Source organism: Citrobacter sp. Cb023, assembly GCF_030336805.1.
GTDB lineage: Bacteria > Pseudomonadota > Gammaproteobacteria > Enterobacterales > Enterobacteriaceae > Citrobacter > Citrobacter braakii.
Map to the genome: position 1 here is coordinate 867,718 of NZ_JAOWCV010000038.1, position 17,360 is coordinate 885,077.

Genomic DNA, 17,360 nt, shown 5'->3' on the forward strand with positions numbered 1-17,360 from the left:
CTTTACGTTGAGGCTACCATAAAATCACTGCCCGGCGAACCGGGTGCGTGTTTAGCGCTGCACTGATACCCAGCGCTGCTGCTGATGGCTTTTTATAATCGCATCAATGATATACATCACATCCGCACCATCAGAAAATGACGCAAATCGACGCTCAGCCGTCGCGGGCATTTTGCCTGCCTGCACCGCCTGATAGAACTGTTGCATCATATTCTTGAACGCATCCGGCCAGCCCTCAATATGCCCACCCGGAAAGTGCGCACTGGCAGCAACATCCGCATTCATCAATCCTGGGTCATCCGTCAGGATCTGGTTCGCCTGCTGACGGTGCCCGATCCAAAGCTGTTGCGGCGTTTCCTGATCCCAGTGCAGTGAACTCTGGCTACCGTTAATTTCAAAGCTCAGGTGATTCTTGCGCCCGGCACTCACCTGTGAAACGCTAAAGCAGCCTTTGCTACCATCGTCAAAACGTACCAGCACCGATCCACAATCTTCCGTCGTCACCGCTTTATTCTCAAATTGCAGGTCAGCCGTTTGCTGGCCAAACGTAGCGTTACTGGCGATGCTGGCTTTTCGTACCGGCCAGACGATAGCCAGATCGGCCATCACCTCGACAATACGTTTTCCAGTGACGAATTGCACCGTGTCACACCAGTGGGAACCGATATCCGCAACCGCCCGTGAGTTGCCGCCTTGTTTGGCATCGACCCGCCAGTTGTAGTCAGTTTCCAGCAGCATCCAGTCCTGCAAATAGCTCCCCTGGACGGCAAACAGACGCCCCACGCTACCGCGCCTGACCATGCTGGCAGCCTGTTGTACCATCGCAAACTGACGATAGACAAAGCTCACGCCGTGCACCACTCCTACCTGCTCCGCCAGCGTTTCCAGTTCACGAGCCTCATCAGGCGTCATACACAGCGGCTTTTCTGAAAACACGTGCAGACCCGCGCGTAGAATTTGCCGATTGATGTCGGCATGCAGATGATTCGGCGTACAGTTATGCACCACCTGCAGCCCGGGATGCGCCAGCAGCGCCTCAACGCTGCCGTACGCCTGAGGAATATGAAGAGCATCTGCACGTTCCTGAGCAACCGCCAGCGAGCTATCACAGAGCGCCACCACGTTCACACCGCCGAGTCTACGCAACGCCTCGATATGTGCAGGCCCAATAAAACCGCTGCCAATAATGCCAACCTGTATCATTTGCGTACCTCATCGCCAGCGGCGAAATCATCAAATGCGCGTGAAGAAACCGGAATAATGTGGCGGCGTATAAAATCGCTCCCCTCACGCGCCCCGGTTTGCGCGTCTTTCAGGCAACACTCCCATTCCAGTACCGCCCAGCCAGGGAAATCATATTGCGCGAGCTTGCTGAAGATGGTTTTGAAATCGACCTGACCGTCCCCCAGGGAACGGAAACGCCCAGCACGATCGAGCCACGGCTGATAACCGCCATAGACACCACTGCGGCTACTGGCGTGGTACTCAGCGTCCTTGACGTGAAACGCTTTAATGCGCGAGTGGTAAACATCGATAAACCCAAGGTAATCCATCTGCTGCAATAACAGATGGCTCGGGTCATAGAGAATGTTGCAGCGAGGATGATGATTAACCAGCGCCAGAAAGCGCTCAAACGTTACGCCATCGTGCAGATCTTCACCGGGATGGATTTCAAAGCAAACATCCACCCCATGATGATCAAAGCGATCGAGAATGGGCCTCCAGCGGCGTGCCAGTTCCAGAAAAGCCTCTTCAAAGCGCTGACGGTTATGCGGTGGCCACGGATAAAAGAAGGGCCAGGCGAGCGAACCTGAAAACGTAGCATGCGCCGTCAGCCCCAGCCTTTGCGAAGCCGCAGCGGCCTGGTGGAGGGTTTCGATGGCCCACGCCTGCCTGGCCTGCGGATTAGCGCGTACAGATGGCGGAGCAAATCCGTCAAAAGCGTCATCGTAAGCCGGATGGACGGCAACCAGTTGGCCTTCAAGATGGGTAGATAGTTCGCTAATCACCAGCCCATGCCCGGCCAGCATCCCACGAATATCATCACAATAGGCCTGACTTCTGGCTGCTTGTTCGACATCAAACAAAGACTTGTGATTACACGGGATTTGTAATGCCTTATAGCCCAGCTCCGCCGCCCACTTTGCCACGCCTTCCAGGGTGTTAAATGGGGGACGATCCCCGATAAATTGCGCCAGAAAAATGCCAGGCCCCTTGATGGTTTTCATAACCCCTCCTGAAAATTACGCCTGCTCTTTGTCGTCATACTTGAAAGAGAAAAGGAAAATCACGGCAATCACTGCGGCAGCCACTGCCGGGATCCACCAGAATGTGGTCCACGCCTGAGGCACCGTTTGCCCCGCCACCAGACGGTTGTAAAGTGCGCCTGAAATTTGCGAACCAAGCAGCATACCGATCCCATAGGTAAACATAACGATCATGCTTTGCGCCTGACCTTTAACTTTCTCCCCGGCGATACGATCGGTGTAAATAAAGCCGACCACGAAGAAGAAGTCGTAGCACACGCCGTGCAGCAGAATGCCGAGATACAGCAGGAATCGGCCCTCTTCGCTGATGCCGAGGGCAAAGAATGCGTAGCGCACAAACCAGGCGCACATCCCGATTAACAACATGTATTTCACGCCCAGACGCCTGAACAGGAACGGGATCACCAGCATGAAGAAAATTTCAGACATCTGACCAAACGACATCGCCGTACTGACATCGCCAACGCCCGCATCAGCCAGAAACGACGCGGTATATGCGTAATAGGTTCCCAACGGTACAGAAATAAGCATCGCGCAGAGCGAGAAGACAAAAAAGTGACGAACCTTGAGTAAGGCGAAAGCATCCGCACAAAACAGATCGCGCACTTTTACCGGCAGTCCTTTCGCCGGTGCTGGCGTGTTGGGCAACGTCAGGCTGTAGAGCGCCAGAATCACAGAAATAACCGCCGCCAGCGTAAAGATGCCGGTAGTATCCGAGATTCCGGTTACGCCGATAAAAATCCCCGCGACAATCCAGCCAATGGTGCCAAACACCCGCACCACCGGGAAAGTTTTGTCTTTATCCGACAGGCTATGAAAAGCAATGTTGTTGGTAAGCGCCAGCGTTGGCATGTAGCACAATGTGTAGCCAAACAGCAGACCAATCAACAGCGCACCGTTTTGCGCCACCAATGCCTGCGGAACAAACCAGAGGATCGCCGCGCCTGCAAGGTGCATCACCGCCATCACCTTTTGCGAGGCAAAGAAGCGGTCTACCAGCATCCCTAAGACGAACGGCGACAGAATAGAGGCAATGGGCCCGGCTGAAAACGCATCGCCAATCAGCAGCGACATGTTGTGCTGGCTCATCACTAACCCCAGCGTGACGGACCAACTTCCCCAAATAAAGAACTGTAAGAACATCATTAGCGACAGCCGGAGTACCAGCAGCCGGTACTGTACGTTCTGTTTTCCACTACTTTCGGTTGTTGACACCATTTTTTGCCTCACCTTTAAAAAGTAATCGATTACAAAATAGATTCAATAGAAAAGTAATCGATTACAAAATAAAGATCCTGCCAGCAAAGGCAAAATTGCGAGAGCGGTCACGATAAACATTGAGAGAAGATCCGATCCCATCCTGACGATGGGATCGGTAGAAACTTAGCGGGACTTACGACACAGCAGTTTGAAGGCAACGAACAGGAACAGGATCCACACCGGCAGGAGGATAGCTGACAGGCGCATATCGTCCATCGTACACATCAGCACCAGAATCATGCCAAGGAAAGCAATACACAGGTAGTTTCCTGCCGGGTACAGCAGCGCTTTGAACTGCGTGTCACGTCCCTTACGACGCATCGCCGCCCGGAATCGCAGATGGGCCAGGCAGATCATAATCCAGTTCAACAGCAGTGTCGCCACAACCAGCGCCATCAGCAGACTAAAGGCCTTTTGCGGCAGGACATAGTTGATCAGTACGACCAGAGACGTAATAGCACCGGAGAGGATCAGTGAATTCACCGGTACGCCGCGACGGCTGACGCGGGTTAAGAACTTCGGCGCGTTCCCCTGGACAGAGAGACCAAACAGCATACGGCTGTTAGAGTAGACGCCACTGTTATATACCGACAGCGAAGCCACCAGAATGACAAAGTTCAGCGCTGAAGCCACCACGTTGCTATCAAGATTATGGAAGATCATCACAAACGGGCTGCTGTTGGATTTCACTTCCACCCACGGGTACAGCGCCAGCAGCACCACCAGAGAACCGATGTAAAACAGCAGAATACGGTACACCACCTGGTTTACCGCCTTTGGAATGCTTTTCTGCGGATCCTGCGCTTCTGCGGCAGTAATCCCGATAAGCTCAAGTCCGCCAAAGGAGAACATAATCACCGCCAGCGACAGGATCAACCCGTTCCAGCCGGTGGCAAAAAAGCCGTTGTAACGCCACAGGTTATCAATGCTGGCATGTTCCCCGCCGTGACCGGAAAACAGCATCCACACGCCAAAACCAATCATGCCGATAATGGCCAGCACTTTAATCAGTGCAAACCAGAATTCCGTTTCGCCATACAGACGTACGTTGACCAGGTTAACCGCGTTGATGATCACGAAGAATGCCGCGGCCCAAATCCAGGTCGGGACATCGGGCAGCCAGTACTGCATGTAGATCCCAGCCGCGGTCAGTTCCGCCATGCCAACCAGCACAAACATCACCCAGTAGTTCCAGCCGGACAGAAATCCGGCGAACGGTCCCCAGTATTTATAGGCAAAATGGGCAAACGATCCGGAAACGGGTTCTTCCACCACCATTTCGCCCAGTTGACGCATAATCAAAAAAGCGATGATCCCGGCAACGCCGTAACCCAGTAACACCGCAGGTCCCGCCATCTGAATAGCCGGGCCAATGCCCAAAAACAGGCCGGTACCAATTGCGCCGCCCAGCGCAATTAACTGAATATGGCGGTTTTGCAACCCCCGCTGAAGCGTCGGCTCATTCGTTGACGCGGCATCAGACACGCTGGTGTCAGATGCAGTTGACGCGTTTTTCACGCCCTTCCCCTGTGTCGTTTTTATTGAAGGGGCTTCTTTTAACATTTCAACCTGGTTGTCGCAAGGCGCAATAAGGACCCTCTGTGCCCGTGGCATTGCGTTTGTTCATAATTACAGTGAATTATTCTGGACGAAAAGGCATCGCAGGCCACAGAATGCGCTTTACTGTTTTTCTAACATTTTCAAACGGGTGAACCCGCTGTGTTTCAGCCACTCGTTTTTGAGCCAGGCCAGGCAACGACTGTCATGAATAAGATCATCAAACGACTGGAAATCGTCAAAAGCGCTATTGAACTGGAAGATGAGGAGATTATTTTCCAGCAGGTAGATCATCTGAAAAATGAGCCTATGTCAGTCTTGCCAGGCGCCATCGTTCAGGCGCTCGAAGCACGGCGCTTTAGTGACGCCCTACGTGAAATCACGGCCTGGCTGCAATCTCAACGGGCAGTCTCAACATGGCAGGATCCTGCCATTGCCGCCAGTAAACTGGAACTAAAAGCGCTCGAAACACAGCTGCGTGACCTGATCGATAAGCGCAACACGCGCATTCAAATCCTCGATGATTTCAACGATCTGTATCATCTTCGCCTTGGGCCGCTGATGAGCCGGATCCTCGAGTTGCGTAAACAGCTCGCCGCCAGCGCCCAGCGCAAACAGGAAGCGGAGCGAAAACGCCGGGAACAAGACTATCAATCCTGCCAGCACTATATTTCCCAGGCCGTTGATCAACTGGCCAGGCTTAAGCAGCTCTGGATGAACCAGAATTCAGATTCGCGCGAATCGGTGGAAACACGTCAACGAATTCAGCAACAAACGGAGCTTATTACCGCCCTGCTGGCGGAGATTCGTGAGCTGGAAAACGACTTTTCTCGCCAGGACGACAGCGCAGCCCGTCAGGCACAGGAAGAAGCCAGCCATGAGTATGATGAATATCAGGAGCAGCAGCAGGATGCGCAACATCGTTTTAGCCGGGACCAACGACTTTCTTCTGAAGAGCGTAATGAGTTAAAACGCCTGTGGCGTCAGGCCAGCCGTCTTTGTCATCCGGACGTGGTGGCGGACGATCTGAAAGAGAAAGCGCATCAGATGATGGTGCAGCTTAACCAGGCGCGCCAAAATGCCGACCTTGCTGCCGTTCGGGCGCTACTGACTCAATTGCAAAGCGGCCTCGAACCGATGATGGCGAGTGACCGATTGAACGATCTGCAGCATTTACGCAGCAAAATACAACAGCTCAGAGAACAAATTAACGCACTGCTCAAAGAGATTACCGAACTGGAAGCTGAGAACGCCTGGCGCCTTGCCACCTCCGTGACGGATAAAGAGGCTTACTTCTCAGATCAACAACGGGCGCTTACGGAAATCCGCAATACGCTGGAACAACAGGTGCAACAGGTTGAGCAGGAGCTGTTGGCGGGCTAAGCGCTATCAGCGATAGCAAGCAGAAAATACAACATCTTCAAGCGAGATTTGAAGATTAAGCACCAAATGATAAAAATAGCACAAAATGCTTAGTTATTAATATAAGTCAGAGTTATCAACTTAAATACTCGAGTTTTAGGTCGATAACTGCAAATAAGACAATATTTCTCTCTCCCACCGCTCTCCCTTTCTCTTTATCCTGGCCTTGATTAAGAATTCTCCTACCTGCCAATAGTCCCATTAAGAATAATGGTTATCTGTTTGAAATATAAGATTTTTCATATAAATCTCCTCCAGTACAAATAGGAATACCCTGTCTTTATAGAAATGGCTGAAACATTATTCGCGTGATCCATAAGCGAAATCTATCAATCATTTACTCAGAGCTGAAATAAACGATTTATCTTAAATTTTAACAAAGTGTAATATCTACTTTAAGAATAGTTAATGATTCAAATTAATACAGAAAATACCTGTTGAATCTGCAATAAATAAGGATGCGTTCACACCAAAGAACGTCATACGAGATTTAATTAACATTTCATGCGTCGCAAGAAACTCTTTTTTTAGCCTAAAAAAAGAGGCGACCGCTTGCACCAAAATTTCAAGGAGATCGTTATGTCTAAGGCTATTTTTTTGGGTGAATCAATTTATCCATGGCTAGGCATGCGTGAAATCCTACGTGGTTCATCATTATATATTGATATCGCGTACTACTCCTCTCAGACGCTTTCTGCCGTCAACAAAATCCCTTATGAAATGGATTGCATCATTATTAATCCTGACAACTCAGATTTTTTAAAATATGCCAGGATTATCCGCAACATGGCTTTACGCCCTGCCACAAAAATTATTGTTTTGGCAGATGAAGCTACTTTTTCTATTTTTCAAACCGTTTGCGGGAGGAACATGCTGTTCCTCGATCAAGACGCCAGCCTTGATCGGTTACTGCATGCCGTGACGTGTATATCACAAAACAAAAAACCACGTAATATCAAAGAAATAAATAACAAAATCACAGCAAACGAATTTAACGTAATGATGATGCTTGCCCGGGGTTGGTCATTGACTCAAATCGCTGGGGCATCACAAAAAAGTGAAAAAACCATCGGGGCGTACAAAAGCAACATTGCCAGAAAACTCGGGAAAAATAACTCCCGACTCAAGTACACCATTTCTCACTATAGCCAGCCGTAACTGACTTATTTAAGGACAATTATCACGGTTATTATTTAAAAGATTTTCTTTCGGCTCACTTTTTAATTCCGCATCGCACGGAAGGAAATCCTATTTCCAAAAATCTATTACCGGGTAGCACATCCGCGTGCCAACCATAGCCAACAACTCAATGTATTAACAATACACATAACAGGAATGTAGACGAGGGTTATATATGAACAAAGTTTACAGCATTATTTGGAACGCGGTGCTCGGTATCTGGGTGGTCGTTTCCGAATTAACCAAAGGAAAGAAAAAAAGCAGCTCACGTAAAACTGTCGCCGTACTGGCGGCCGGCGCATTAAGCGCTGCTTCAATGCAAGCTTCAGCAACTCCGATCATCGACATCGGTGAACATAATATTTTCGCCGACTACCAGACAGGTATTTCTGTTGGGGATTATGAGGGTGTCCACGACTACGGATTCTTATATGAAGATATCACTGCTGGTCAGGCGCTCAATATCAGCGGCGCGATCCCAACCATCAGTCCGGGTCAAAGTGGCGTTGTTGAATCAACGACCATCAGAGAGCTACTGCAAACCGGCAAAATCACCCTACAGGCCACCAGCCCTGACCAGGACGTAAAAACGATTACTACCGCCGAGGAGCTGGCGGAATACCTGACTTATAACCAATCATCAACGCCTTCGCAGAGCACAGAATTTGAGATTAACGACCCGGCGTTCCCCGGCGAAAAAACAACCATTAAAGTCTTTGATACTAACGCGTTAAGTAACTTTCTTACCGAATCACAGATTGGCGATTCGGCACTAAACACTTACGATCCGGCGCAGTCTAAAATCTACAAACAATTTGGCATCGCACTGGCGACAAACGGCTCCACGGCCAATCTGAATTTGGGCGACGACACGCTCAATGTACGCGCCAAAGCCAATACCATCGAATTACTGGCCAAAGACTCCTCCTTACTGGAGGCTCAGGACGCGGGTAGCCAGGTTTACTGGCAATCCGATAACTTTATAAAATTTAACGCCGCCCCGGTTATTCCTGAAAAAACCTTCGCCGGCTCAGCGCAAACCTCCGTGTTTGGCGATGATGTCACGCTCATGACCTACGGCTATGATACGGACGGCAAAGTCGTCGAAACGGGTAAGCGCACATTTAACATCACCAACACGCAGGAGTTGGCCGAATTTAACGACTGGCTGTTGGGTAATAGCAGCGACGCGGCGGAAAACCCGGAAGGCGAAAAAGTCAGCCAAATCCAGCTGTGGCTGGAAGCGAATGAAGTCACTACCGTCACCGCAGCACAAACGAAGTATGCCGAGCTGATTGATGGTCTGATCAATTCCAGCAAGCCCTCAGACGTGCTCAGTTGGGATTACGACGTCTGGACAGACGGCTTATCGCATGCCAATAACGCGACCGCTGACCGCGGTGAGCTGCATGCTATTTACGCCAACGGCGCAGGCACCTCCGGCACCCTGAACAAAGATGCGATTCTTGCCGTTGACGGCAGTATTAATGGCGTCATGAAAGCCGTTGATGGCGGGGTTATCACAAACTTTGGCGAACTGAACGCATTACGAACGTCTACCGGGCAGAGCCTGGCGATTGGCATGCTGGCAAAAGACGCGACGGCAACCAACAACGGGATGATCAACTCCGGGCTGTTTATCGATAAAGACGGCAACCAAAACGTCAACAGCTATGGCGCATTTGGTATGCAAGGTCAAGGCACCAGCCAGATCACTAACAACGGCATCATCAACCAGGCGATCACCACCGATAACTTTGGTACCGCTTCGGCAGCCGATCCCTGGAGCAAAGACGTCCCCGCTTCTTCGCTGACGCTGGCGATTGGTATGCAATTGTCTGACGATGCGCAAGGGGTCAACAATGGCGAGATTAACGTCGTAGACGGACGTAAAAGCGGTACATCCTTTGCCAGCGGCACCGCTTATGGCGTAGAAGTCGCCGGGAATGCCACCTTTACCAATGCTCAGAATGCCTCTATTTATCTTGGTCGCGACGCAAGCGATCCGGCTAAAGATGTCACCATGGCAGGCGGTTCCAGCCTGAGCGCCGGTATTATGATCAAGAGCGCCAAAGAGGTGATTAACAACGGCCTTATCACGCTGGGAACCGGCGTCCGTAACGCCGCAGGGATTTTGGTCGGAAATGCCACGGGCAACGTCCTCAATACCGGCAATATCGTGATCAATGGCGGTTCTAAAGGGGGCAGCAGTAAAAACTACGGCATCTCCGTACACGACAGCGGCGCAGAAAATAATCAGGAAATCCGTAACGACGGCAAGATTAACGTGAATGGCACCAACAACGTAGGGATCCACGTTAGCGCCAATAACAAAAATGCCGAAGTCACCACCAGCGCTGCAGGCTCTATCGTGGTGGACGGTGAAGGCGGCGTCGGTAATCGTAACTACGCCATCTGGGCGGAAGGTGGCGCCAACGGTCAGGCAGTGGTCAACGTCTACTCTAATATTACGCTGGATAAAGCCGGTAACATCGGCGTCCACGTGCGTGATAACGCCATCGCTAACGTTGACAGCTTAAGTAGCCCCTCATTTAACAGCACCGATCAGATTGGTTATTACCTGTATGGTAAGGGCGCTACCGCCAATATTGGTCAGGCGGTGATGAATGACAACGGTCAGGATCGCACCACCATTTTCCGTATCGCCAATGGCGCATTGCTGGCCGGTAATACCACTAACCCGAAAGATCAGTCCACCTCCAACCTGGATTTGACTCTCAGCGGTAACAATTCCGTGGGCGTACTCGCCACCGGCGCAGGCAGTAACGTAGATACCGGTGAAGCAACGTTTACCGTTAAGGGCACTGACTCTGCGGCGCTGGTTATCGAAGGCGGCGCGAAAGGGACCATCAGCGATAAAACCACCATCAATTTAACCGGTGAAAGAACCGTTGCCGGGGTTGTGGATGGTCAGGCGCATCAGTTGAATGGTAATACGCAGGGCAATGCCACGAGCACGACCCTCACCTCAAACGCGAAGATCACCTCTGAAGCCAGCGGCAACAAGGTAATCGCCTATGTGGCGAGGAATCTGGGCAACCTGATCCTCGATACCAAATCGATTATCGATCTGGCCAGCGTCGACAGCATCGGTGTCGATGTTCAAAAAGGCGGTAGCTTAACCAATAACTCCTCCCTCGCCCTGCATGTCAGCAACGGCATCGGCGTACGCGCCTCAGGCTCCAGCGCGCAGATTAATAAGCTGGGCAAAATTCAGGTTGATGATGGCACCGCTGGCGTTCTGTTGACCCAAGGGGCAAGCCTGCTGATTAACGGTATGACTGGCGACAGCATTACCACCGATGGCTCCGCTGACGGTATTCGCCTGGCCGAAGGCGCTGGCGCTCTGGCCGCGCAAAGCGTGATGATCCGCGCTGATGGTACCGGTGCCGGTATTCAAAACGATGCCAACAACACCAATATCACGCTGCGTGATGTCACCATCGACTCCAACGATGGCCCAGGGATCCGCACCAGCGTGGCGCTGACCATGAACGATGGGCTGAACAATATCCTCAACGTCAACGGTAAAGGTACCGGCTTCGCCTTTGAACAACGTAATGGCGACGCGGTGACGGGTAATCTAACCATCGGCAAAGGCTATACCATTGAGGTACTCAACAGCGAAGGCAGCGGTATCCGCGCCAATACGGACGGTCGTATCACCACCAATGCCGACATCAACGTGCATGACAGCGCAGGTGGTTCTGCAATCATCGCGAAAAACGTTAGCGCATTGACCAACAGCGGCAAGATTATCTCTGCCAGCACCACCTCACCAGTAATAGACGCCAGCGGCGACAGCAGTAAAGCCATCACCAACACGGGAACCCTGCAGGCAATCAACGACTCGGCCGTGGCAGTTCAGTCTGGTAAAGGCAATGACACCATCGATATCAGCGGCGGTGTGACCAGCGGCGTAATCAACACCGGTGAAGGTACGGATACCTTCAACTGGCGTAGCGGCTCTTATGCTGGCGAAGTGAATTTCGCGGGTACTGGCGGTAACAATAAAGCCAACATTGGCAATGTGACGCTGGATAAAACGCGCCACATCCTTACCGCAGCGGGAACGGGCAACGCCCTCACCTTCACTGATACAAAAGGTGCGAAGATTGGTACGCTGGCTAGCGACAACCTGAATACCGGTACCAACATTGGCACTGGCTGGGATTCACTGACCATCAGCGGGTCAAATGCAGATGTACGCATCGTTGAAAACCTGAATCTGGCGAGCGAAACCCTTGCTGTAAACAATGGCGCCACGCTGCGTACCGGCGACCACGTCGAACCAACCAGCACTGCCGCAAGCATTGGCGATTACAATGTCACCACCCAGGGCGCAGACAGCAAGGTTATCTTCGATACTCAGGGGGATACCTCAACAGCACAGATCTATCGCGGCATCATCAGCGGCGACGGGAAATTTGAACGTGCGGCGGGCGGTACCACGGTATTTACCGCCAACAATAGCTACACCGGCTCTACCACCATTGATCAAACCGGTACGCTGCAGTTAGGTGACGGTGGAAATGAAGGCGAAGTGAGCGCCGTCTCTGACATCATCGACAACGGCGTATTGGCGATTAATCGCGCCAACACCGTGCTGCTCAACGGTGTGATCTCCGGTATCGGCGCGCTACAGCAAATCGGCGGCGGCATTACCCGTCTGAACGGTAACAATACCTATACCGGTAACACCACCGTTACCAACGGCACGTTGCTGGTGAATGGCGATCAAAGCGCGGCGCGCGGCGTCACCACCGTCAGCGGCACGTCCACACTTGGTGGTAAGGGCATTATCGGCGGTAACGTGCTGATGAACGATGCCACAACCATCAGCGCCGGTGACGGCGGTGCGGGTACGCTATCTGTTAACGGTAATCTGCAGCTTGGCAGCAAAACGACCTCCGCTTTCGAACTGGGCCAGGCCTTTACGCCAGGCGGTGCGCTAAACGATCTGGTGAACGTGGCAGGCGATCTGCAACTGGACGGGACCCTGGATGTTACCACTTCGCAAGGCGGTAACTTCGGACCGGGCGTGTACCGTATCTATAATTACGGCGGTACGCTGGATAACCAGACGCTGGAGCTGGGCGCAATACCGGACAGTCAGGATAAGAGCAATATTTTTGTCCAGACCTCTATCGACAAACAGGTCAACCTGGTGAACGCCAACGGCGTTACCCTGCAGTTCTGGGACGGGGCGACGGTAAGTCAGAGCCACGGCGCGTCGGGCATTGAGGGCGACAGCAAAATTGACGGTGGCGATGGCAAATGGATGGCGATCGGCAGTCAGGGTGATAACAACTGGACCACGGCAACGGGCGAAGGTAACGCACCTTGGGCGCAGAAGTCCTTTGCCGTCTTCACCACCAAAGGAGGCACCGTTACCGTGGATAACGCCGCGGGAGAAGTTAACTTCTCCGGGGCACAGTTTGACGCCGATGGCTATGTCGTTAAAGGCGACGCACTTAACGCTTATGCCACCACGGAAAACGCGACTCACGCAGGCCAGACGCCGGGAACCGGTGAACTGCTGCTGCGCGTTGGCGCGGGTGGCGCGGGGCAAAACTATACCGCGACCATTGAGTCCGTCATCCGCGAAGCCAGCACGACTGACAAGCTGACGCTGGTGAAAACCGACCTTGGTCGTCTAATCCTCAGCGGTGATAACGCGTATCGCGGCGGCACACGCATTGATGGCGGTACGTTGCAGATTTCCGCCGACAGCAACCTCGGTCAGAGCGGAACCGACCTGGCTATCAACAACGGCTCCACGCTGCAGATGGGCGCGGACCTGACCAGCAATCGCACCATTGTGCTGGGCGCGAATGATAACGCGGCGGTGTTTGACCTCAATTCACATGATTTCACGCCAACCGGTGAGATTACCGGCGACGGTAAACTGAAAGTCACCAGCAGCTCAAGCGATGCGGGCAGTACTCTGTCGCTCAATCGCGCGAACAGCTATAAAGGCGACACAGAAATTGCCGGTACCGGAAATGCCAACAATGTGACGGTCAACGTCAGCAAAACCGGGGCCTTTGGTAGCAATGAAAGCAGCACCGTGAACGTCAATAACGGGGCAACGCTCAATATCAGCGGAACAGAGACCAGCCTGAAATCCCTGACCATGAACATTGCCGACAGTCTGTTAACGCTGGCGGATAACGTCACCGCCGCGAGCGCAAAACTGAACCTGACGGGCACAGCGAAAGCGCTGTTAACCGATAATGCCACCGCGGGAGAGGCGACGGTTAACGTGTCAAAAGACAGTACGTTGGCGCTGGAAGAAAACGCCAGCGGTGGTTCTGCTAGCGTGAATAACAGCGGACTGATGACCTTTGCGGACCAGGCGTTAGCAGAGAATACCGTCGTTAAAAACCTGGCGGGCGGCAAGGTCGATATCAGCGCAGTCGACAGCGCAACATCTATCGGCTCGTTGTCCGGTGCGGGGAATGTCGAACTGGGCAATAAAGAATTGTCGCTGGGTAATCTGCATCTTGATGACACCATCAGCGGCATTATCAGCGGCAACGACGGCAGCCTGGTGAAAATCGGTGACGGCACGTTAACGCTGACCGGCGATAACACCTGGACCGGCACCACGGACGTCAATGAAGGCGTACTGCTGGTCAACGGTAATCAGTCTGCCGCGACCGGTCAGGTGACGGTGAAATCTGGGTCAACGCTCGGCGGGAACGGTATTATCGGCGGCGCTGTTGATGTACTGGATGACGGCCATATTACCGCGGGTGCGGCCATCAACAGCGTGGGTAAACTGACTACCGGTTCACTGACGCTCAGCGATAACGCACAGCTTGATTACCAGTTTGGTCAGGCCTATACCCCAGGCGGAGCCTTCAATGACCTGATAGATGTGAATGGCGATCTGACGCTCGATGGTAAGCTCAATATCCAGACCTCTCCAGGCGGAAGCTTTGACGTTGGTGTTTACCGCGTCATCAACTACACCGGCACACTAACCAACAATGTGATGGACATTGCCGACGCGCCGGAAGCTGCGGACAGCCTGTACGTACAAACCTCGGTTAAAAACCAGGTTAACCTGGTCAACCATGCCGGACTGACGCTGCGCTTCTGGGACGGCACCGGCGGTGAGAATGGCGAGCTGAAAAACAACGGCGTCATCAACGGCGGCGACGGTATCTGGCAATCCAGCCAGGGTAATGACAACTGGACAACGGATGAATCAACGCCAGAAGGCGCGCTGAATGCACCGTTTACCGATGCTGCGTTCGCCGTCTTCCAGGGTGAAGCGGGCAACGTAACCGTCGATAACAGCAAAGGCGACGTCATTATCAGTGGCGCACAGTTCGCCACCGATGGTTATCGCGTGGGCGGAGAAGCCATTACCACCGATACGGCTAATACGCTGATTCGCGTCGGCGATGGCACAGTAGACGGCGCTAACTACACCGCGACTATCGACAGCGTGATCCGCGGCACCGGCGGCTTGAATAAAGGCGACCTCGGTACGCTCATCCTCACTGGCGACAATACTTACAGCGGTGGAACCACCATCACCTCAGGTACGCTGCAGGTGGCGGGTGATACCAACCTTGGCGCACCAGAGACGGGAATTACCTTTAATGGTGGTACGCTGAAATATGGTGAAGCGTTTGATACCGCTCGTCAGGTGACTCTGGAATCCGGCGGCGGGACATTCGACACCAACGGACATAACGTTTCTCTGCTGACGGAAGTCGAAGGTAACGGTCAGTTGACCAAAACCGGTAAAGGCTCCCTCACCCTGACGCTGGATAACACCTACACCGGTGGCACCACCATCGAGCAAGGCGTTTTACAGCTGGGTAACGGCGGTGATATCGGCAGCATTCAGGGGGATATCGTTGATAACGGCGTACTCAACGTCAATCGTGGCGATACCCTGGCGCTGACCGGTAATATCAGCGGCGAAGGCCAACTGCATCAAACCGGCAGCGGTGTTACGGAGTTGCATGGTGAAAACAGCTACAGCGGCGCAACGCTGATTGCCAACGGTGTACTGCAGGCGGGTAATACCAACACTCTGAGTAGCGCATCACACCACTACGTTGTCGCTGACACTACCCTCAACACGCAAGGTTACAACCAGACGGTAGCGGGACTGAGCAACGGCGGCGATGTTTCACTCATCGGCCAGCAGACTGGCACAACGTTAACCGTCAAAGGGGATTACACCGGCGAAAAAGGGACTATCAACATGGCGGCCACACAAACTGGCAGCGGCGCAGGCATTGCCGACCGTCTGATTATCGATGGCGGTAAAGCCAGCGGTAGTACGCTATTGGATGTCGATGGTTCTGGTCTCGGCGCACCAACTATTGGTGATGGTATCGAAGTGGTAACCGCGCTCAATGGCGCAACCACTACGGCACAAACGTCACGAGACGCCTTCCATCTTGCCGCCGATCGTATGGCAGCAGGCGCATTTGAGTATCAACTGCATGCGGGTAACGCTCAGGGTCAGGGTGAAAACTGGTATCTGAGAAGCGAATATCGTCCAGAAACTATGCTGTATTCTGGTCTCGCCAGCGTCGTTCGTCAGGGCGACATCAGCCTGTTAGGCAACATGCACCAGCGTATGGGTGACGAGGTTAAACCAGGTATTGATGAAGACAATCGCGCCTGGGCAAGAATGATTGGCTACTCCGGTAAAACCAAACTGGATGATGCGGCTGGAACGCAAACCAGCTCCCACACCATGGGGATTCAGGTTGGCGTCGATATGTATGCCAACGAAAGCTGGAAAGCCGGGATGTATACCAGCATTCTTGATATCGACAGCAACGTGAAAGGCACGAAGACAGGCAGCGACGGCAAAGGCGGCAACATCGACGACAACGCGTTTTATGTCGGCGGCTACGCCACCTGGTTCTCGGGCGACGGGATGTATGTTGATAACGTCCTGCAATACGGTAACCATAAATCCCGCCTGGCGGCGACCGGTAACAACGGCTCGTATACCGTCAGAGGCAACACGCTGACGGCGTCAACAGAAGTGGGTAAATCGTTCCGTTTAGGCGCCAGCGCATGGAGTCTGGAACCTCAGGCTCAGCTGATCTATCAATACAGCAACTTTGATAACGGGCGGCTTGATGGTGTGACCCAAACGAAAGTGAAAATGGATACCGCGGATTCCTTTACCGCCCGTCTGGGCGTGCGTCTGGTCGCTGACTATGACACCAACCATGGCAAATTCCAGCCTTACGGCAGGGTCAACGTCTGGCAGGGTCTGGGTTCAAAAGACAAAACGCACTTTAGCAATGCGGTAGCCACCACCACGCTTGAGTCTTCACAACAGTACTCCAGCACTGAAGTTGCAGCCGGTCTGTCATGGTCTATCGACAGAAACCTGCAGGTCTACGGAGAGTTGGGTACGCAATTTAGCAACGGTGGCAGTAAGTCGCAGGTTGAAGCGCCGGTTAATGCATCAATTGGCTTTAAGAAATCGTTCTAAGCTGACATAAACTCGCTAGCCCTCTGTTTAACAGGGGGCTTTTTTTTGCCTGTCCCGGATAAAAAGCTACCTGATGCGCTTAACGTATCAGGCCTACGGACTTATTTTTATAGGCAGGAAAAGCGCGGGAGCGGCCCTCTGGCAACGCGAAACAATCGAGGTTCTGG

The 17,360-nt window shown here is 52.7% G+C and carries 7 protein-coding genes; 3 read left to right on the forward strand and 4 right to left on the reverse strand.

Features of this window, described 5'->3' with window-relative positions:
- Positions 1–51: 51 nt before the first annotated feature.
- From OGW44_RS17985 to pheP, 4 genes are all read right to left on the reverse strand, one after another.
- Positions 52–1,203 carry a Gfo/Idh/MocA family protein gene (locus OGW44_RS17985; RefSeq protein ID WP_016155935.1) on the reverse strand — a complete coding sequence of 384 codons (1,152 nt, stop codon included), beginning with the start codon at positions 1,201–1,203 and terminating at the stop codon, positions 52–54.
- Positions 1,200–2,228, reverse strand: a complete 1,029-nt coding sequence (locus tag OGW44_RS17990) for a sugar phosphate isomerase/epimerase family protein (protein ID WP_185654258.1) — start codon at positions 2,226–2,228, stop codon at positions 1,200–1,202. Before OGW44_RS17990 ends, OGW44_RS17985 begins: the two co-directional genes overlap by 4 nt.
- A 15-nt stretch (positions 2,229–2,243) precedes the next feature.
- A complete protein-coding gene (locus OGW44_RS17995) occupies positions 2,244–3,485 on the reverse strand; it encodes an MFS transporter (RefSeq protein WP_185654257.1) in 1,242 nt (413 codons plus the stop codon).
- Positions 3,486–3,650: 165 nt separating this feature from the next.
- Positions 3,651–5,045: a phenylalanine transporter gene (gene pheP / locus OGW44_RS18000; protein ID WP_032931079.1), complete on the reverse strand. Its 1,395-nt coding sequence runs from the start codon at positions 5,043–5,045 to the stop codon at positions 3,651–3,653.
- 246 nt (positions 5,046–5,291) lie between these two features.
- Between pheP and OGW44_RS18005 the strand changes: the two genes are divergently transcribed.
- The 3 genes from OGW44_RS18005 (at position 5,292) to OGW44_RS18015 (ending at position 17,193) form a co-directional block, all read left to right on the forward strand.
- A complete protein-coding gene (locus OGW44_RS18005; protein ID WP_016152164.1) occupies positions 5,292–6,467 on the forward strand; it encodes a coiled-coil domain-containing protein in 1,176 nt (391 codons plus the stop codon).
- A 618-nt stretch (positions 6,468–7,085) separates the two neighbouring features.
- Positions 7,086–7,664: a helix-turn-helix transcriptional regulator gene (locus OGW44_RS18010; RefSeq protein ID WP_016152163.1), complete on the forward strand. Its 579-nt coding sequence runs from the start codon at positions 7,086–7,088 to the stop codon at positions 7,662–7,664.
- A gap of 196 nt (positions 7,665–7,860) precedes the next feature.
- A complete protein-coding gene (locus OGW44_RS18015; RefSeq protein WP_185654256.1) occupies positions 7,861–17,193 on the forward strand; it encodes an autotransporter outer membrane beta-barrel domain-containing protein in 9,333 nt (3,110 codons plus the stop codon).
- Positions 17,194–17,360 lie beyond the last annotated feature (167 nt).